Source organism: Clostridium muellerianum (assembly GCF_012926525.1).
GTDB classification, from domain to species: Bacteria; Bacillota; Clostridia; order Clostridiales; family Clostridiaceae; genus Clostridium_AM; species Clostridium_AM muellerianum.
In genome coordinates, this window is record NZ_JABBNI010000012.1 from 78,867 (window position 1) to 99,816 (window position 20,950).

The window sequence follows — 20,950 nt, forward strand, 5'->3', positions numbered from 1 at the left end:
TCATAAATTACTTGATACGCAACAAAAAACACATATAACAGAAGAAATGTTACGTAAAATGTATTGACATGAAATATGGTACATGCTAATATTAAGTTGCGAAAAACGTTACTGAGGATTGGAGGTGATAAGTATGGTTAATGTAAAATTGCTAAAGGCCCAAATGGTATTAAACAATTATACTATAGGTAAATTAGCAAGGGAAATTGGTGTATCTACAAAAACACTATCAACTAGATTGAATAAATCACCAGAGAATTTTAAACAAGTTGAGATTGAAAAAATAGTAATAATTTTAAAGATTTCTGATCCAATGAGTATTTTTTTGACTTTTTAGTTACTTAAGATGCAACTTGTGATGAATTGGAGAAAATTGAAAGTAAAGAGATTAAAGATTAGATTATTCACTAGTTAAAGTTAATATCATTATTAAATAAGCTACATATTATACATTTAGGGAAAATGAGAAATGACATTGGATCAATTAATAGGCTATTTATTTAAGTAAGGAAGTGATAATGTGGTTAAACGCTATTATTGGCTAAAGTTAAAGGAAAATTTTTTTGAAAGAGAAGAAATAAAGGTTATTGAAAACAGTCCTAATGGTAAGGATTATATAATTTTTTATTTAAAACTTTTGCTTAAGTCAATTTCAAATGAAGGAAAATTAAAGTTTAGAAATATTATCCCATATACACCGGAAATGTTGTCAAGTATTACAGCGACAAATGTAGATACTGTAAGGATTGCTACTGATTTATTTATAAAATTAGGGCTTATGGAAATATGGGATGATGGAACTATGTTTATAGTTGAAACTCAAAATATGATAGGTTCGGAAAGCGATTCAGCAGCAAGAATGAGAAAGCTTAGAAATAAAGGGATTAAGGAAATACCGTCACATTGTGACGATAATGTTCATAATAATGATAAAAGTATTCAAAGAAGTGATATAGATATAGAGAAATATACAAATATAAAATTAGATAAAGATACAGATGAATATAAAGAAAATGAAGAAAAAATAAATTCTGATTTTTTTTATGAAAAGATTATACAATTATGCAAATACTATTCAGAATTAAAATGTGGAGAAAGTATAACATCACATTTAATAGAATTAAGTATTTTTATAAGGGATTATAAATTTGAATGGTGTAAAGAAGCTTTGAAAGAAACAATATTAAGTACAGGAAAGTTTGTTCCCAATTATATGGGAAAGATACTTAAACATTGGTCTATATATGGCAAACCTAAAAGTAATGTTAAAAAAGAAATTAATAACAATAAAAAAAGTTTATTTAATGATTTTCAGCAAAGAGATTATGTAAAAGAATATGGTGGATTTGATGAATTAGAAAAAAAGCTTTTAGGTCTAAAAGATTAGTGCATGACTTTTATATAGCAATAATGGCATAAAAGAAGCAATATATGTTGCATATTGCACTTGTTATTTTCTTTCAGATGCCTAAACCACATTAGTAAAGATATGAAATGTAATATTTTTTATAAAAACAGAAGATTTATATTTATTATATAAGGAGGACGATTATGATAAGCGAAGAAATAAAGGATTTATATTCAAAAGTAGAAGGAATGTTGTGGAATTATACTACATTAAAAAATGAAGTGAAAAATCTTGAATTGGATATAGAAGAATTGGAAAATGATTATAGAGGGTGTGGATCTATAGTATATGGGGAAAAGACGGGGCCGACTAATGCATTTAATAGTTCTGTAGAAAATGAAGTAGAATATAGAAGCAAAGAATTAAAATTTTTAATGAAATTAAAACGAAGTAAGGAGATTCAAGTTGAAAAAGTGGACAATGCATTAGAAAGCTTAAGTGATGATGAAAAAAAGGTAATAGAGCTAAAATATTTTGGAAATAATAAAAAGCTTGGGTGGCTGAAAATAGGTGAAATAATGGGGTTTTGTGATGTAACATGTAGGGCTTTAAAGAATGCAGCTATTAAAAAAATGATACTAATTATTTTTCCTTATAAAGAGTTTTGAAAAGTTTATTAAAAAATTCTGTAAAAATTCTGTAAAAATATATAGAGAGGTTTCGATGAGTTGGAGTAAACTATAAATAGTAAAAGAAAAGCATATTTACAGAGGAAGTAAAACAATTGATTTTTTTATATGATTTATTCATAGAATGGTTTAAAATATGTACTAATAAGTAATAGACCTTGCAAACGATGTAGTAATTAATACGTATTATATAATAACTGTCTTAAGGAAACATACCTTAGGATAAACTTAAAAAATATAATAAGTCCTATTATTATATATTTTTTATTTTAAGTAAGCACTAGTGAATAGAACTGGTGCTTACTTAAGTTTAGGAGTAGGTGAGAGGTATGAAAGTAGAAAAGATAGAAAAGTTTCACAAGATGAATACACATAAACAATTAAAGCAGCAAAATAGCAAAAAGAAAAATAGGGGAGATAAAGAACATCTTTCTTTTTATGACATAATAGAACTTATGAAGCATGATAGTTATTATAGACATAGAGGGGCTATAAGGCAGAAATAAGATAAAAGAATATATATAAAGTAATAATAGAGAATTCTTTTGGAAGTATAAGAGCAAAAAGAGTTCTTTTTTATTTATAAAAAACAATTTACTATTTAAGGGTTTACTATTTAAAGTAAATGATTTTGTTTTTGGAGGTTTTTATGAAAAATAAGTTTACAGGTACTGAGATAAGTTGTGATAGTTGCAATAGGAGATTTAAAATAAAAAAATTAAAAACAGAGTGGATAAATAGTAATGTTCAGAAAGTTTATTTTACTTGTCCATACTGTAAAAAAGACTATACTTGTTTTTATGTAGATAAAAGAGTAAGAAAAAACATTAAAAAAATAGATAATTTAAAAAAACTATATGATGAAATAGTTAGGGAAAATAAAGAAATATTACAACAGCTTAAAGAAAAGTATGAGACATAAATGATAAAAATATTTTAATAGCACACACATAGCTAAAATAGCATTAAACATAATTAAATTTTTATAAGGAGGTGAACAAGTAATGACCTTACAAGAGTTTATAAATTCACAGTAAATAGTATTTATATGTAGTTAATAGAATACTAGCATATGTGTGAATATTTATAAAAGAAAGATTTCAAAAATTAAGGAGGTAATAAAATGGCAGAAGAAATATCAACTCAATTAGATGGTATGCCTATAGCAAACATTGTATTAGCAGAAATTATTGATGAGGTAACAGGAAAGGCATATAGGTTTGATACAGCCGAAGATGCAGATACTAAGGCAGATTTATCAGCTGGAAAGGAAGAAATTTTAAGGGTAAAAAATAGAATTATTGCTATGAATAGAACAGAGGATATTTGTATAGGGTACAATACAAAACTTAAGAACAATACATTTACCACTGAGTTAATGAGCATTGTAGACGGAGGAGTAATGACAGGAACAGGTTATGAAGGACCTGAAATTGGTAAAGTAGTAAATAAACATCCCTATACATTGAATATATACACTGAAGAAAAGGATTATGATAGTTCAACTTTAAGATATGTAAAATTTTCTTTCAAGCATAATAAAGGAAAGCCAGTAGATTTTAAATTCCAAAATGGAAAATTTCTTGTACCACAGTTTGAAAGTCATAGTAGACCTAAAAGAGGAGAGAAGCCTGTATACATTAGCTATGTAAGTTCACTTCCTACTGATGAGTCAACACCAAAGCCAGTGACACCTACAGTACCAACACCACCAACACCAATAGAACCAAATGATAAAAAACCAGGTATAACTGTAGGATCAGATTGTAAAGTTACATGGACATTTACAAATGCAATTAATGATGCAGATGCAACTGTAACTAACTTTAAGGTTACAAAAAAGTCAGATGGAACAGCGATTTCTGGTAATGTAACTATAGATACTACTAAAAAAATAGTTACATTTGTTCCAACATCCATAGCTGCAGGAGTAACCTATACAGCACAAGCTTTAGCAATTAGAAGCGCAGGTAGCTCAACAGCAGATACTATACCAATATCAGTTGATTTCACAACTATATAGAATATATGCAATGTGAAATAGAGAGGAGAATATTTAGATGGAAGAATTAAAGATTACAAGTTTAGAAGATCTAAAAAATATGTCTACAGAAATAGTAGAATTAAGTCCTTTTTCTGGAACTTATCCTTTTTATGTAAGAGTAAAAAGACTTTCAATTTTAGGCTTATGTAATAGTGGACAAGTGCCTAATCAATTGTTAGGAGTAGCTAGAAAATTGTTTTATCAGGAAAATATTCAGCAAATAGATTTAAAAGAATATGGAAGCATAATTGATATTATATGTAAAAATACTTTAGTTGAGCCAAGTATAGAACAGCTTAAAGAAATAGGTTTAGAATTAACTGACTCACAAAGGTTTGAACTATGGGCATATAGTCAACAGGGGGTAGAAGGTTTAAAATCCTTTCGTGCAATCACAAAGAGTACTCTCAGTGATAACGATGGCCAAAAGTTACAAGATAAGACCAAGCAAAATTTTAAACATAAGCAATGATTATGATGCATTTTGTTTAGATGAAGCATGTGAGTATATTTTATGTGAACTATCTCAAGAAAAGCCTAAAGTTCCTAACTGGATTGATAAAAAAGAATATGCTACTAAACATGAGAAAGTTAATAATGGGACAATAGAATGGATGATGAAACATAACAAAGCACTCTAATTAGGGTGTTATTTTTTATAATTAAAAAGGAGGTGATAATTTGGCAATTGATGCAAGTTCTGTAGTTAATTTTATGAAATTAGATACTTCAAAATTTACAGAGGGATTAAATAGTGCTGGACAAAAAATGCAAGAGTTCACGGATTCTACAAATTCATTAGGAGTAAGAGTTAAAAGTTTGGGAGATGTTATGCAAATTACAGGAAGAACTTCAATTGATGGATTAACTTCACCTTTAGTTAATGTAGGCACATCAGCAGTAAAAACTAGTATGAATTTTGAAGAACAGATGTCTAAAGTAAAGAGAATCTTAAAACCTACAAGTAATGAATTTGAAAATTTGAAAGATAAAGCTATTCAATTAGGAAGTGAAACATGTTTTAGTGCTTCAAATGTTGCAGATGGTATGAATAATCTAGCTTCTTCTGGTTTTACAACTAAACAAGTTATAGAATCAATGCCTGATATTCTTAATCTTGCAGCTGCAGGTAATGTTGATGTAGCTACAGCATCAGATGTGGCTAGTAATGCTTTAAGAGATTTTGGTATTGAAACTGATAAAACATATCATATTACAGATGTATTGGCTGAGGCATCTGTGAATACAAAGTCAGGAATCAAAGATACTGGTGAAGCTTTGAAAAGTGTAGCACCAGTTGCTCATGCCTTAGGAATTTCTTTTGAAGATACTACTGCAGCAATAGGAATTTTATCAAAAACTGGTGTTAAGGGGGCTGAAGCTGGAGATATTCTCAAAGAAGCTTTTACTAGTATGTTAAATCCAACCAAAGAAGCTTCACAGCTAATGGAAAGGTTAGGAATGAATTTTTTTGATGCTAAGGGTAAAATGCTGCCATTAGGAGATGTACTTCAACAATTAAAGGAAAAGACTTCAGGATTAACTGAGCAACAAAAGAGCAATGTATTTAAAACTTTATTTGGTACAAAAGCTGGAACAGGTATAAAAACTATGTCTGGAATGTTAGCTTTAGTAGATCAAGGACCTGATAAGTTTAAGAGCTTCTCAAAGGAACTTAAGAATTGTGATGGTGCTTCTAAAGAAATGGCTAATACAATGAAGGGTAGTCTTAAGGGATCAATTGATTCTATGAAAAGTTCAATTGATAGCGCTGGCATTAAATTAGGAGATGCTTTAGTACCATCAATTAAATTAATTACTAGAGTTATAAATGGATTGGCCAATGCTTTTACACGTTTGCCTAAGTCTGTTCAGACAGTTATAGCTAATGTATTATTGGCAGTGGCTGCATTTGGTCCAGTAATAGTAGCATTAGGCAAAATTATATCTTCAACAAATTTAGTAGTAAAATCTTTTAGCAAATTAGGAAAGGTTCCATCAGTGAGTAAATCAACAGATAATCCCAAAAGTAGAACCTTAAAGAATGCTAAGAAACTAAATGTACCAAGTTCTTCATTTAAAAATATAGGGCAAGTAGCTGATAAGTCAGCAGGACAACTTTTAAGGGTTAGCAAAGCAGGAGAAAATGTTAATAATGCTTTTTCAAAACTTGCTAAGGAAGCAAAAAATGTGATAAAAGCTTTTCTTAACATTAATTCAGTAAGCAAAAAAACAGTGACAGCTCTTTCAAAAGTGAATATGGAAGTTAAAAGACTAACAAAATCTTTAATGGAAGCAAATATGGCAGCAGGTAAATTATCAAGAAATTTTAATGGGATAAACAAAGCAGGAAATCTAACAACGAAAAGTCTTTCAAGAACAGGAAAGAGTGTTAACCAATTAAATAGTACATTTTCTAAAGCAAGTTTAGGTTTAGATAAATCAACAAAATCTATTTTGAATTCTTTTACAAAAATATCAGCAGGGACTGGAAAGTTAGGAAAATCAGGAGGGGTAGTAAAGAAATTTGCTAGCATTTTTACTTTATTACCAGGCATTATTAATCCACCTGTATTAATAGCAGTTGCTGCAATAGCTGGACTGGGATTAATAGTTTATACTATTATTAAAAATTGGAGTGGATTTAAGAAAAAAGCAGGAGCTTTTTGGGAAGGATTTAAAAAAGGATTAAAAGATGGTTTTGATGGAATGCCAGGCGCATTTTTTGGTATTGGCGGTGCTATTGTTTCAGGACTTATAAAAGGGTTTGAAAATGCATTCCCAAATGCATTGGAAAAGATGAAGAAATTTGGAAATGGAATATTGAACATGTTCAAGAATATAATGGGGATAAATTCCCCTTCTAGAGTATTTGCTGAATATGGTAAATTCATAGGTCAAGGGCTTATAAATGGAATAAGTAGTATGGAAGAAAAAACAGAAGATAAAGTTAGATCTATAGGAGAAAGTTTAAAAAATGGATTAAAAAAAGCATTGGAAACAAATTTATATTCCAATGATTTTATAGAACTTGGAGTTAATACATCACAAAGTCACATAAATAAAATGATGGATAGTGCTAAGAATGTATCTGTTAAGAAGAATTTTACACAACTTGATAATGTTATGCTAAGTAAAACTTATGGAGAAGTTTCAAGTAGAGGATTAAAGGACATAAAAAATAATTCTAAATTGCTTAATTTTGAACCTAAAATAAATTTGTATGTTACAGTAGCAGATACAGGAGAAAAAGGCACTGCAAAACTTGCAGGAGAAGTTAAATCTATGACACAAAATGCACTAAAAAATGCAATGACAGATTTATTTATGAATGATGTTTTAAGAGATTAGGAGGTGGTTTAATTGGTTGATATAACAAGATTAGATACTTTTAATTTGGAACTACAATATAGTGATGGGGCTAATACTGGTGGTGTTATAACTAATTATAAACCACCTCGTCCTGCTTATTTTAGAAAATCAGTTAGAACGATAGCTGGATATAGTAAATTCCAGCATAATGTTAAAAGTGATTGTATTTTAGAATTTACTGTAGCATTTCAAATTAAAGGAGAAACAGATAGAGAGACACAGGAAAATTCAAATAAATATTTAGAGTTTATAAAAAGATTCTCTGAAAGATTTGTGTTAATTAATGAGTTTGGCGTGATTTACAAAGGATATTTTCAAAGTAAATTTGATTTGAATACAACAATTGAAGGAGATATTTATTATATATCAACAGAAATGTTATGCAATCATGATGTAAGCGGATGGGTGAGTGATACTAGTGAATTGTAGAGTAGAGATTTTTAAAAAATCTGGATATTCAAGTCACAGTACAAAAGATGAAGATTCAATAAAATTAAAAAATAGTTTAACTAGTGTAAGAATAAATAAGAGTAGAAGTACTTTAACTTCAGAAGCTAATATATCAATACAGTTCCAAGGATTACCACTTGCAGAATATCAAGGAGGTAATGAAGGAATAGTTGATAACTTTGCATTAATAAAAATATATGTAGATGAACAGGTAGAATTTACAGGAGTAATAAAAAGTTATAATTATGATGAAGAAAGCAAGATTATGGAGCTAAATTGTCATGATATGAGTTATAGGCTTTTAAATGCTACTGATGAAGTTATTGAATTTGTAAATACTACAGCAGTAGGCGTTATACAAAGTTTAGTTTCTAAAGTCGGTTTAGCTTTTACAAGAACAGGTGGAACTGATTATAGTATAAGTAAATTAAAAATAGAAGAAGGTACAGTGTATTTAGATGTTATACAGAGTTTACTTGAAACAATGAAGGCAAATTTAAGAGCAACTAAGAATGGAGAAGTTTTATTAGAAGAACAGTATCCAGATTATACAGAAGGTGCTGGAGATGTAAATCATTTTGATTGGACATACAGTGATTGTGAAAATACATCATCTACTAATGCAGGCAGAAATGCTTCACTTATGAGGAACATATTGAAAATAAAGTGTGATAAGAATTATGATAAATTCGAAGATCCAAGCATGACTAACTATCTTAATGGTGAAAAGTGGTATGATACTATAGAAAATTCACTTGCTAATACACAAGTCAAAAGAAGGGCTGTAGCTGGATATAAATTTTTAGATATGTGGCGAAATAGTACTCCTTTAACCACTTTACCTGCACTAGGAAATAAAAGTATAGATTTAAGTCAAGTTGTAAAATTGCTTAGAGAGGATACATTACCAGGATATTATTTAGTTGTTGGTGTTGATACAGATATATCAGCAGATAACTATCAGGATACTTTACAATTACAAGGTATGAGAGATAAAAGAACTATTTATAAAATACCTGTTCTACTTTCTTCAGGAGTAGAAAAGGAGGATAGTTAATGGCTAAAAAAGATTTTAAAAATTTTAGAGATCCTGTAGTTTATGTTCTTAATCAAGAACTTAGAAAAAGAAATCTTAGAAATAAGGTTTCAATTGAACCTGGATGGGATGGAGAACTTATACAGTATCCAGTAGAATTAATCAGAGATAGCAATAAGAAAGTAACTAAAATTATATATGCAACTGGAGCAGACCAGTGGTCCCAGAAATTAATTAGAGATGGTACTGGTAAAATATATCAGGTTAAAACTACATTCCCTGATTCAAGCACAGAAACTATACAAATAAATAGATTTGATAATGTAGTAAACACCATAACAGAGGTTTAGAGGAAGTGATATTATGGGGAACTCTGGAAGTCTCCCAAGCTTAGTTTTAAATTTTGATGAATTAGCAGATGCATTAGTTGATTATTTAAAGAATGGGATAGTAGTTAATTTAGGCAATGTAGCAGTTAATACAGCTACTATGGAGCAGTTGCTTAGTGAAATAAAAAATCAAATTCAAGGTGTTGATTATAAAGATTTAATCAATGCTTTAAATACTTTAGGTGCCAAGTTAGATGCTTTTGCTGCTAATTTAGGAATCACAGGAACTGAACAAATTTTAGGAGCTTGTTTTGATTTAGGCGCAGTTAAAGAAAGTATATTTGAATTTTCTTTAAATACAGAAGGGTATTTAACAGGAATAACTTTCTTTCAAAGTGCCTTAAGTTTATATGGGTTGAAAGATAACTTTGATTTATTTATAAATGATGGTTCAGGTGAAACGCAACTTTTTAAATCTGTTTATCCTAAAGGTTTTGGCGAACACAAATATATGAATGTATTTTTTAAAATATCTAAGGCAGCAAAGGTTAAAATAGTTTATCATAATGATTCCCAAAATAATAAAGTAGTATGGTTTGATTTTCATGTGTTAGATGTTCCCCATGTAAGCACTAGCAGTATAAGTTCAGGTTCAGGAGGAACTACTGATGGAAACTCTACAACAATAACAAGTGATTCTGTTAAATATCTCAGAAGATTTGTTGTAACAGATTCAAAAGATCCAAGTTATGTAGATCCTTTAAGTTTGAATATGGATTATTGGACTATGGCTGCAGAGCATATTCCAAATGACTTTTGGCAGGGGAGAAATGCTTTATTGCAAGGTTTGCAAAATTCATCTTCTGATGGAAATACCTATGAGAATTCAATTATAGATAAAATAACTAATTTTTATAGATATTTGTTTCAGTTGCAGCAAGATATAAGAAAAAATGGATTGGTATTGACTGATTGGCAAGATGATTATAATACATTTATGCAGTTATGTAACAAGGATGTTTTAAGTGGAGGATATGGTTTGCAAGCTTTAAGTAATGTAGAAAAAACAGAAATATATCTTACTTATATTTTTCAAACTATAACCTTAATATTTCCTTCATGTCAAAGTTTATTAACTACAGAATATATCAATCAATTTAAAACTTATCTTCCAGTGGATAGACTTAGGGTATTAGAATGGATAGATTTTTCTGATGTTAATCCTGATAAAAGTGTTGGAGCATTTGATTTAGATCTGGGTAATAGTGGAGATATGAGTACATTTAGAACATACATGAATATAGAACCAAGTGCTTTAGATCCTTCAACATTTGCTTTTAGTAATGATGAGGTTTTAAATCCTTGGTTTTTTAAGCTGTATAAAGATGGACAACCAGTAATTGGAGATAGTATTATTGCTGTAGATGGATTTTTTCCAGGAGATAAGTGGCAAACTAAAAAAGTTACAAGCTCTTATACCGTAGGTGATGCAAAAACTATGGCTGTAAGAGTTTTTTTACATGAACTTGGCCATGGTATTGATTTTCAGTATGGAACAATAAATGGAGTTAAGCTTTCTGATTTAAGCGAATGGAGAAACATTGGAGGATGGCAGTATGGAGATATGAAAATAATTCCAAAGCTGAAACCTACAAAATGGTCATGTGATTGTACTGAAGAAGATAAAGAACCTCCTATAAGTCTTTATGGATCTACCTTAGTTTATGAAGATTTTGCAGAAACTCATTCTTGTTATTGTATTAATCCCAATTATTTAAAAACATTTTATCCAAAACGTTTTAATTTTATGGAGAAGTATGTGAAAGGATTTAAGCCATATAGACAATGAAAAATAATAACGGTTTAGCCAAATATTGGGTTAATATAGATGAGTTCGTTGATGAATTTAAAGGAAAACTAGATCCTTTACTAATAAACAAGCTTAAGGAAAAGTTTAATATATTAAAAAACAGTGAGGAACTTTTAAGAGAAATAGAAAATATTCTTCCAGAAGAATATTTTAAATATCTTTCTAAGAAAATAAAAGATCTTGTAAATAAAAAATATTCTGGTGAGCAACATGTAGATGGTATAAGAGAAGATGTTCCACCATTAAAAGGTGACTTTGATGTAGTGTGGAAATCTCCTGGAGCAATTGCTCTTACTGATGTACAAATTGAAACTACGGGTTGGAAGCCTAATGATGCTTACAGTTTAAAAGTAAATCATTATAGTAAGGATAAAGATGGGCAAATAGTAAGTAAAAGAGAAAAGCCTTTGTTTATAAGAGTACCTTTTAAGGAACTTGGAGAGCATAAGGCTTTTAGTGTTTTTTATAATTATTTTGGTAAGAAAAACTATAAAATAAGGCTTGATGATGAAGTTGTTTTTACAGTACACAATAATTCAGGAAATTCTAGGCAGTTATATTTAGATATTGAATATTTATTATTAGGTAAGGACACACCAACAGCAGGATCTACAGCATTATTCTTAGATGTATCTGGGAGTATGAGTAATATTTTAGCTCAAATGGCTACTCTTATGACTAAATTTCTTGTTAATTTAGAGGATACAGACAAAGTTACAATATGTTTTGCTGCAGATAGAACAGGGGGATGTAAAAAAGGCACCTATGATTTTAGAAGAAAAGATTTTGTAGGTAAGGATAATGCTATTAAATTTATATCTGATATAGCTAATATACCACAATTTGGCGGAGGAGCTTATGACATTATGACCATACAAAGTGCTATTGATTATAACATGATTGACTTTGATAACTATATATTCTGCACTGACCAGACATTAGAACAACATCCTAATTCACAACTTTTAAAAGATAGAATTAAAAAATTTTTTAAAAACAAAGAAGTTTATACTATACCAGTAAATGATGAAAGTAAATCATACTGGCAGAATGTGTACGAAGATACAAATATATTTAAACCATTAGATTTACATTAAAGGAGAGTGATATCATGTCTGATGATTTTTATTATGTAGAGGGAAACTCCTCTGTAAAAGATATAATTAAATCTATAATAAAGGAGATAACTCAAAAAGCAGGAACATATGCATGGTCTTTGGTTTACCCCAATAATACAGATGCTATAAAAGATTATGCTTTAATTTCAACTAAAAATCTTTATTGTGATAAAGTATTTTATACTAAGTTTGAAAGAAGTGCTGCAACAATTCCCACAGGTAATGAACAAAAATTAATAGATAAATATAATAATTCAAAACCATTGACCACAGAACAATATAATCTTATGAAGAGATATATTGGAAGTTTAGATATTGGTAAAATTACAGGTTACATTAATAATTCATATTATAGTGAATCTAATGTACTTAAGAAAGAATCAGGAATGAGAACAGATGATGAAAATACTTTTACACAATTTGTTAGAACTGTGAGAAATATTACTGATGATGCAGAAATTACATTAATTTATAAGTATTTAAATGGTATTGCATTAAATACAAGTGAACAAAATCAATATCAAGTATTTAAAGAAGCTCATGAACTTACTTCAAGTGAAATAAATGAATGGACAAAATTAAAAAAAGATAGAAAGTTTTATAGTGATAGCATAGTTATTATCTTATTGAAAGAATATTTAATGCCTGATTTATTAAGCAATTCTGATAGATCATCACTTGCAAGCTATAGACAATCAATAGAACTTACAGATTTAGAAATGCAGCAATTAGCGAGACTTAAAGCTGGAATGGATAATAGAAACAACATAAGTATTAGTATAGGTACTGAAATTGAGGACAAACAAGTTATGCAAAATGAAAATGGTAAACAACAACAGATAACAATAAAGGATTTAGTTGAAGATAAAAGTTCATTACCAGCAAGATTTGCATGGTATAGAAATTTAGATTCAAGTATAGGGGATTGGCTGCCACTTCAATTTTGGATAACTCAGAATAAGGATAGTATAAATATAGTTCTAAGAGGAGATCCATCTGCTGATAATTATCCTTATAACAATTACCTTACAAGCTGGGCACATATAGGCGCATTAAAACCTGTTCGTGATGGAGCATATACAGATGATGTTTATAATTTTGGAGTGTGCACTTCTTCAGATTTAGAACCACAATATATTCCTAAATTTGGTTCAAGGACAGGAACAGGAATAACAGATTTTGTAATGGTAGGTAATAAAATTGGTATGCCTTATCAACCTCATTATGCAGCACATTATACTACAAATCAATGGATGGATAAATGTAATTTTAACGGTAGTAGGTGGAATATGAACAAGCATACATTTGATAATATAACTGTGGTTCATCCTGTAGATATGGAAAGAGGAATATTACAAAATGTAATGGTAGGAGATGCAACAGCTATAAATGATACAGATAGACTTGTTTATGAAGCAGATGGAGTAGAAGAATGGTACCGAAAGTTTAAAATTAATGCACCATATTCACTTTTTACTAATGGACCTAATGTTTTATATTGCATAGCTATTAGAATACCTAAATCAGATACAAACTAGGAGGGAATCATGAAAATTTTACTGTGTACTTTTAAGTATACAGAAAATATTCCTTGTGAATCAGCTAAATTTAAATATGAAAGTAAAGAGTATATGGCTAAAAATAATAAAACTAAGCTTTTGCGAGAAGTGCCAGAAGATATATTTAAAGAAAGCATGCTTAAATTATTAAAATTTCAAGAAAAATTATTATCAAAAACTCGTAGAAAACTTCTTAGAAGACATAAGAAATATATATGTAAATCTAAAAAAACAATATTTAGAATACTATTTACAGAACTTTATAAAAAAGAATTAAATTCTTCAGTAAGTGTTATTAATAGTAAGCTTAGGACTAATATAAATTTTCAATTAAAAGATCTACTTGAAAAAAGAATACATGTTAACTATTCAGCGAAGTTAATGAACATATATACTATAAATAAAATATGTACAAATAATTTTAAAGAATTATTAGATATAAACAAAGAAAGAATAAAAATTAATAGAGCAGATGTTGTAAAGAACCTTCTAAGAGAAGATATTGATTTTATAAATAGTCCTCAAAATAAATTATTAAAAAACACCATACAATTTTTATATAAAGTTAAGGCTCAAAATAATTTAAAATTTAAGCATTCAAGAGAACTTTCTAAGTCTAAATTTAAGATTCTAAAATGTTATAGGTTGATAAAAATTGACAACATTGAAAACAAAGTTTTGTTAAATCAACAAGGTATAAATTATGTAGATAAAAATATGGTGCAACTTCTTAAAAATTATAGTAATAGAAAATTGGAAAAGTACAATAGAATAAAGTTCAACAAAGTTTTTAAAGTACACAAAATATATAAAAATTCAAGTTATTTAATGAAAATTTGTAAATATAACAGGATTATAAAAGTTCCAAAAGTAATGTTATATCATAAACTTAATGTTAAAAAAATGTATAAGTTACCAAAGCTAAAGTTTTTAAACAGGTTAAATTTAGTTAGCATAAATAAAATGGATAAACATAAATTATTGAAAAATAAATCAATAAAAAATATAGATAAGTTTAAATTAAAATTTATAGAAAGCAAAACAATAAAATTTATAGATTTATTTGAAAATAAATTTGTGAAAAAAGGCGCTGCAGCAAATATTAATAAATGTTGTCTTAACACATTAAAAAGAGAATCTGCAGTACCAGTAGTTATAAATAGATGCAAGAGTATTATTAGAAAAGAATGTGTAACACCAGTAGTTATAAATATATATAAGAGTATTGTTAAAAAAGAATCTATTGGTATACATAAAACTTATGATAAGGAACACTTTAAAATAACAAAACGCTGGTGGATTATATCTCCAGGTACAGAGGTAGATGAAAAAATATTGCCATTGGATTATGACTATTTAGAACACCCATTGTTAGGCAGTCCTGGATTAGGATATATAAGAATAAGTTATCCAGATAAAAATAACTTTAGATCTAGCTTAGAGTACGAACAGGCATGTTTAAAACTAATAAATAGAATGATTGAAAATATGAAAGTTCAATATTTTATTAAGAATAAAGACATAATTCCATATGAGTATTTACCTAAAATTTATAAGGCTCATCCAAATTCAATAAATATAAATCCTTATATAAAGCATGATGACAGGATTAGAGGTGTATATGAAATACCTATGGCCATAAATATAATGATAGAGATGGTCAATTTTGTAGCTTTAATAGTACATCACTGGGCTAGCCAATTATGCTATTGTACAGGACAGGAGGCTATGTGGTTTATTATGGAGGCATTGGACAACTGGCTTAACTTAGATACAACTATAGATCGATTAAGTAAACTAAATGCTAAGGAACATTATAATAGAGCTTATAGATGGATCAGGTGGGAAGCTGAAAAAGTATTTTTTAATTGTGATTATGCAAAAGAAAGAGGTAGATTTAGAGGACTTAAATATGCAGGTCAACTGCTTTCAAATTTAATAGGATATATGAAAAATCATCATTTTAATATAGTCCCTATATGGCATGATGTAAGTAGAATGGATTATTGGAGAGCGCAACACAATTTAGATGATAACCCAAGCGACGATATTTTAATAAGATTAGATAAAGTAAAATGTAAGCGGCATTTAAATATTGAAACTAAAAGACTAGATAAAAAATCAACAGAAGGTACTCCTAAAAAATAAAATAGAAAGGAATTGATATTAATGTCAGTAAATTATAAAGCAATATCACAACCTAATACAACGTTTAATCAGCCAAGACAAAAAGAATGGATAGTATTTCATTCAGGCGATTGTGGATGGCAGATAAAAAAACAAACATCATCATTTTTAGAAGCACAAAGCGAAGTTAAAGAATTATTAAGTAATGGAGGTATGTATACTAGTATAAATAGAGTAATGATGTGTGAAGTAGTTCCAATTGATATGGTTATTACACCACAAGTATAGGATGTGAGTCTATGAAACTTATAAAAGTTAAAGATGGCTTATTAGAGGTTGAGAATTTTTTCTTGACCTCTTCTTTTAGTGATTTTGCTGGAGAAAGTAGTGTTACAAGGGATATAAGTACAGGTAAATTAAAGTTAATTTCTAATAATAAAATTGAAAGAAAATTTAAATATGATGAATTTGTTATGGAACTAGAGAAAGAAAATTTTAATTCTATAGATGAAGATGATTATTCAATAATTTATTTGGGTAACGATCATTATACTTTTGGAATAAAAGATAAAAAACAAGATGAACAACATAAATTTTGGAAGATAATTAAACAAGATAACTATATACAGGCTTATATAAGCGATGATGGTATTAATTATACCAATATAGGTGGCATGAATTTTACAGATATAATTACTAAACAAGGATTTGAAAAATATAATAAAGATGAGTTTATTTTAGATAACTATAAAATTTATTCTAATCCGTATGTAACAATACAAAATTTTCCTGAAAATGTTGTTTGTGAACTATATGATTTAAATAATAATCTTCTGAAAAGTAGAACTTTTGATGATGATTTAGAATGTAAAGTATTTTTAGATGGTAACATTCAAGGATATTTTATTTTTAAAGATAGCAATGGAAATCAAATATATAGATCTGACTTATTGAATTTAATCTATGGTGATGTATATGTTTTTAGTCAATATGAATTAGAAATAATTTATAATGGTTCAGTAGTAACTAGCACAATTCCAACTACATTAAAGGATTTACAGGAAAGTATAACCATTAAAAATGTAGATTCTATAGATTATAAGGAATTGAAACTAGGAATAGAAACTATAAGTGATGATTTAATACAACTAAGTTTAGATGGTGTAACATATTTAAATACAATAAGTTTAGATTTATTACAAGGACAAAGCAAAGATGTATTTATAAAGATAACTAAAAATCCAAACAATTATAATTTTTGTGTTAGAGATTTTCAACTTGTTATAAATGGGTAGGTGGTGACTATATGAGTGAATTTTTTAATGTAACATTAAATGATGTACTTTTAGATGATAGCGTAATTTCTAATAGAACAGGTTGGACCAGTGAAAAAATATATAGAGAAATGATTAATAAAAGAATAACTAAATTTGAGGAACTTGAAGATGTAGATGTAGTAAATAAAAAGAATAATCAATTATTAGCTTATTCAGAAAGTAAAAGAAAGTTTATTACTATAGATGCAATTGAAGCTGGACAAATTATTGTAACTGGATTAAGACAAATATCTAAAACGGGCATAGTGGGTAGCCCTGAAAAGCCTGAAATAGTCAACATTCCTATTAATACAACAGATTTTAAGGTGCCGTCAGTGAATATTCTTAAGTATAATTTAGGTACTCAAGATATTATAGTAACAAAAAACGAGTTTATTAGTGGAGAAGCTAATGATTTTATACAAGACAATATGGTAGTTTTTGATGGCAAGGCACACTTAAAAACTGAGCATAATTATAAGTTTCAGGTTGAAAGAGAATTAGAAACTAAAATAGAATATAGTGTTCATTTTGAAAAATCTGATTTTAAAAGAGTTGAAGAGTTTAGCACTTTTGAACATGGAGTAACTGAAAATTTGAAAGTAATAGCAATACCATATGATAGATTATTAATACCAACTGGAGATATGAATCTTTCTAATGTAGAACATATAGACTATTTTAAATTAACTGCAAATAGTAAAAACTTAAAGGTAGTTTGCAGTGTGGATGGAGGCACTATATGGAAGACATTTAAAGGTGAAAAGTGGATAAATGTTAATTTAGATACTGAAAGTGTTAGAGTTAAAGGTATGGATATAGATGAATTCAATAAAATTAATGACGTTTTTTGGAATGAATTGATTACTACTAAAAAGATAAGATTTGCCTACTTGTTGGCCATGGATACTCCACAAGATATAGAAGAAATAGATAATTTAGATTTAAAATATGATGGTGAAGGTAAGTGGATACAAGCAAAAGAAGATACCTTTGATGTAATATATGCAAGCAATACATTATTACAGGTGTATGTAAAATTTAGTGGGGATATAAAGATTAATTATCAAGAAGATAATGAAGGTTTGAGTATATATGAAAATCATTGGACAAAAGAATGTTTTAAGGGTGTAAATTTATTAACTGATATTAAAGATATTTTTGTTTCAAATAAATATCATGCAATTTCAAATAGTGAATTTACTATCAAAAATAATATTGATAGTGTGGATAAAGAAACGGATATTAAACCGGAAAATCAATTACATTTAGTAATAACAGATAATAATATTACAATCTTAGATGTTTTTATATTACCTCAAAACACGCAAAAATATATATTAGGAATAAGTCCTAATTTAAAAGTATTTATAAAAGGGCAATTTGATGCAAATCTTTATATGACAGTTTGTTAAAGATAATAAAATTAGTAAAAAGGAGGAATTTTTCATGGCAAAAATCCTTAATTCAGAATATATAAATGGAATGATACAAAAAGTAGTTGAAACACCATTAGGTTATATAATAAATGGTATGTACTATGATAAGAAAACAATGACTCCAAAACCATTACAAATGTTTCATATGTATGGAAATTACCTTGACTTGGGTATGAATCAAAGACTTATATTAAACCAAGGAGGAATAAATCATAATAAATCAACAGGAAATATTATCGCAAATGATAGATATGATCCAACTATAAGTTATATATTTACAACTTTTGAAGAGGGGAATGCTTATGGATATCTTTTAAAGATAAAAGAATATGACGGTAGAATTAATGTCTTGAAGGAAGTAAGTTATGCTCATCTTGATAACAGTTATATTCTTTTTTTAAAATTAAGATCGTATATAGGACAAGATAAAAGATATTTATATTGTTTAGGGAATTGTCGTTATTATGACTCAAGCTATAAAGATTGTTTATTTAAAATAGAAAAGAATTCATTAACTTTTTCTGTTATAGATGATTTAGGTAGTAATTCTTGGTCAAGTCCAATAAAAGAAACTGATACTTTTATATATTATGGACAAACAAGTGGTGTAGGATACCATTATATAAAAAGATATAATAAAATAATAGGAAGTATAGAAAAAATTCCTGTTATTGAAAGAAATGATAAAAATTACTATAGTACCTGTTATTCAGAGTTAGTATCAAGCTCAGATACGGATTTTAGTGTATTCTCAACATTTCAAGATTTAACTTCACATAAAATAAAAATAATTAAATATCATTTTGATATAACACAAAGTGATATAAAAAATATTTGTACTGAAAAAGTTTACGACACAGGAGATATAGAAGATTCAATAACAAAACCAATATTAACTAATTCTGCTCATATACATTATGAACCTTTTATAACTACAATCAATAATAAATCTTATTTAAATATAGCAGTTTATGAGAGGTTTGCCTCAACTCCAAATAATTTTCCTTACTATGGCATATATACTTTTGAAATTGATGGAATTACAAAAGATATAACTTATAAAAATTTCTTACAAATAAATAGTTGTCTTAGAGGATTTATAGGAGTTAGAAATAACACATTTTTAGCAGCAGCTTCAGATACAGAATGCTATTTCATAAATTTTGAAAAAGAAAAGTTTGTTATTACAAATACATTAGCTAATAAACCATATCATATAGGAGCTGACTTATCAGAAAATATATGGATTATTAATGGATTAAATGAAGTAGAAGTATATTCTCCATATGTACCAATACATGTTAATATTGAGTATGAATTACAAGACTATAGTTATGAAGGAAAAGATATAAGTACACATATAACTGTAGCAGCTAAAAATTATTTAAATGAAAATACAGCTGCAAAACTGCAATTCACTATAAATGGTAATGCTGTATTCTTAAGTAATGGGAAAAATAATATTATTGATACAATATCAGAAATAGGTAAAAAAGAGATTCCAATTGTAATAAAAGGTGATGGTGCAATTACAATAGATGCTGAGGAAGTACCTTAAAAACAAGAAGTGAGATGAATTGGTATGTTTGTAAATAGTAAAAACTGTGAATTTAGTAAAAGCATTTTTGTAAAAGAAAAAGAAAAAAACAAGATAATACAAAGTTATAGTAGCATTATAATAAAAAATAAGGTTCAAATACCTAAATCATTTCTATTAATTAATAATAAAGATAAAAAAGAAAACTCAACTTATGTATTGAATAAAAAGAGATATAATTTAAAAAGTGTTTTTAATAAATCAACTTGTTATGTTAGTGGTAAAGATAGCAAAGGTATTCTAAAATATTTAAAAATAAATGCAGATAAAGAACAATCAATTACTAAGTATATTCATAAAGTTTCTAGAAATAAACTAATAATTAAAGATAATATTATAACAGTAAAATATTATATACCTTATCATAATGGAGATATATTAAAAATTAATGAAAAAGATATTAAAAATGAAATGAAAGATTTTAAAATTGTAGCACAAAAATATTCTTATATTGAATACGATATGGACTTTGAAGAAAATACAATAAAAAATATAGAAGGATTACCACAAGGAATGATATTTGATAAAAATTGTTTAAAGGGAACACCAATGATTTCAGGTAACTTTTTGATAAGTATTCAGTTAAATAATGGAACTATAATATCAGGTTTAATAATAGTACCTCAATTACCTAGGCAATTATAAGGAAGGAGAAA

21 protein-coding genes are annotated in these 20,950 nt (G+C 27.8%); all 21 read left to right on the forward strand.

Annotation, left to right across the window (positions count from 1 at the left end):
• Window positions 1-133 precede the first annotated feature (133 nt).
• Window positions 134-337, forward strand: coding sequence for a DUF739 domain-containing protein (locus HBE96_RS06560; RefSeq protein ID WP_169296958.1), 204 nt, complete (start codon window positions 134-136; stop codon window positions 335-337).
• A 183-nt stretch (window positions 338-520) separates the two neighbouring features.
• Window positions 521-1,387, forward strand: coding sequence for a phage replisome organizer N-terminal domain-containing protein (locus tag HBE96_RS06565; RefSeq protein WP_169296959.1), 867 nt, complete (start codon window positions 521-523; stop codon window positions 1,385-1,387).
• A gap of 164 nt (window positions 1,388-1,551) precedes the next feature.
• Entirely contained in the window at window positions 1,552-2,016 is a 465-nt protein-coding gene (locus HBE96_RS06570) for a sigma-70 RNA polymerase sigma factor region 4 domain-containing protein (protein WP_169296960.1), read from the forward strand.
• A gap of 350 nt (window positions 2,017-2,366) precedes the next feature.
• Window positions 2,367-2,543 carry a hypothetical protein gene (locus HBE96_RS06575; RefSeq protein ID WP_169296961.1) on the forward strand — a complete coding sequence of 59 codons (177 nt, stop codon included), beginning with the start codon at window positions 2,367-2,369 and terminating at the stop codon, window positions 2,541-2,543.
• A gap of 143 nt (window positions 2,544-2,686) precedes the next feature.
• Complete coding sequence (locus tag HBE96_RS06580; protein WP_169296962.1) at window positions 2,687-2,959, forward strand: hypothetical protein; 273 nt, start codon at window positions 2,687-2,689, stop codon at window positions 2,957-2,959.
• Window positions 2,960-3,160: 201 nt separating this feature from the next.
• A complete protein-coding gene (locus HBE96_RS06585) occupies window positions 3,161-4,060 on the forward strand; it encodes an Ig-like domain-containing protein (RefSeq protein ID WP_169296963.1) in 900 nt (299 codons plus the stop codon).
• Window positions 4,061-4,097: 37 nt separating this feature from the next.
• Window positions 4,098-4,553 carry a hypothetical protein gene (locus HBE96_RS06590; protein ID WP_169296964.1) on the forward strand — a complete coding sequence of 152 codons (456 nt, stop codon included), beginning with the start codon at window positions 4,098-4,100 and terminating at the stop codon, window positions 4,551-4,553.
• Window positions 4,501-4,722, forward strand: coding sequence for a hypothetical protein (locus tag HBE96_RS06595; protein ID WP_169296965.1), 222 nt, complete (start codon window positions 4,501-4,503; stop codon window positions 4,720-4,722). The genes HBE96_RS06590 and HBE96_RS06595 overlap by 53 nt, the downstream gene beginning before the upstream one ends.
• Before the next feature lie 40 nt (window positions 4,723-4,762).
• Window positions 4,763-7,432 carry a phage tail tape measure protein gene (locus tag HBE96_RS06600; RefSeq protein ID WP_169296966.1) on the forward strand — a complete coding sequence of 890 codons (2,670 nt, stop codon included), beginning with the start codon at window positions 4,763-4,765 and terminating at the stop codon, window positions 7,430-7,432.
• 12 nt (window positions 7,433-7,444) lie between these two features.
• On the forward strand, window positions 7,445-7,882 hold the full coding sequence (locus tag HBE96_RS06605) for a hypothetical protein (protein ID WP_169296967.1): 438 nt from the start codon (window positions 7,445-7,447) through the stop codon (window positions 7,880-7,882).
• Entirely contained in the window at window positions 7,872-8,960 is a 1,089-nt protein-coding gene (locus HBE96_RS06610; RefSeq protein WP_169296968.1) for an XkdQ/YqbQ family protein, read from the forward strand. Before HBE96_RS06605 ends, HBE96_RS06610 begins: the two co-directional genes overlap by 11 nt.
• Window positions 8,960-9,289: a hypothetical protein gene (locus HBE96_RS06615; RefSeq protein ID WP_169296969.1), complete on the forward strand. Its 330-nt coding sequence runs from the start codon at window positions 8,960-8,962 to the stop codon at window positions 9,287-9,289. The genes HBE96_RS06610 and HBE96_RS06615 overlap by 1 nt, the downstream gene beginning before the upstream one ends.
• Window positions 9,290-9,302: 13 nt before the next feature.
• Complete coding sequence (locus HBE96_RS06620) at window positions 9,303-11,117, forward strand: hypothetical protein (protein WP_169296970.1); 1,815 nt, start codon at window positions 9,303-9,305, stop codon at window positions 11,115-11,117.
• Window positions 11,114-12,235, forward strand: a complete 1,122-nt coding sequence (locus HBE96_RS06625; RefSeq protein ID WP_169296971.1) for a hypothetical protein — start codon at window positions 11,114-11,116, stop codon at window positions 12,233-12,235. The genes HBE96_RS06620 and HBE96_RS06625 overlap by 4 nt, the downstream gene beginning before the upstream one ends.
• Before the next feature lie 14 nt (window positions 12,236-12,249).
• Entirely contained in the window at window positions 12,250-13,794 is a 1,545-nt protein-coding gene (locus HBE96_RS06630; protein WP_206154849.1) for a hypothetical protein, read from the forward strand.
• A gap of 9 nt (window positions 13,795-13,803) precedes the next feature.
• Window positions 13,804-15,963, forward strand: coding sequence for a hypothetical protein (locus tag HBE96_RS06635; RefSeq protein ID WP_169296972.1), 2,160 nt, complete (start codon window positions 13,804-13,806; stop codon window positions 15,961-15,963).
• A 21-nt stretch (window positions 15,964-15,984) separates the two neighbouring features.
• Window positions 15,985-16,230: a hypothetical protein gene (locus tag HBE96_RS06640; RefSeq protein WP_169296973.1), complete on the forward strand. Its 246-nt coding sequence runs from the start codon at window positions 15,985-15,987 to the stop codon at window positions 16,228-16,230.
• An 11-nt stretch (window positions 16,231-16,241) separates the two neighbouring features.
• Complete coding sequence (locus HBE96_RS06645) at window positions 16,242-17,237, forward strand: hypothetical protein (RefSeq protein ID WP_169296974.1); 996 nt, start codon at window positions 16,242-16,244, stop codon at window positions 17,235-17,237.
• Between the two features lie 11 nt (window positions 17,238-17,248).
• A complete protein-coding gene (locus tag HBE96_RS06650; RefSeq protein ID WP_243186848.1) occupies window positions 17,249-18,673 on the forward strand; it encodes a signal peptidase II in 1,425 nt (474 codons plus the stop codon).
• A gap of 34 nt (window positions 18,674-18,707) precedes the next feature.
• Window positions 18,708-20,255, forward strand: a complete 1,548-nt coding sequence (locus HBE96_RS06655) for a hypothetical protein (RefSeq protein WP_169296975.1) — start codon at window positions 18,708-18,710, stop codon at window positions 20,253-20,255.
• Between the two features lie 24 nt (window positions 20,256-20,279).
• The gene (locus tag HBE96_RS06660; RefSeq protein ID WP_169296976.1) at window positions 20,280-20,939 is read left to right on the forward strand and encodes a hypothetical protein; all 660 of its coding nucleotides are present in this window, start codon (window positions 20,280-20,282) and stop codon (window positions 20,937-20,939) included.
• Window positions 20,940-20,950 lie beyond the last annotated feature (11 nt).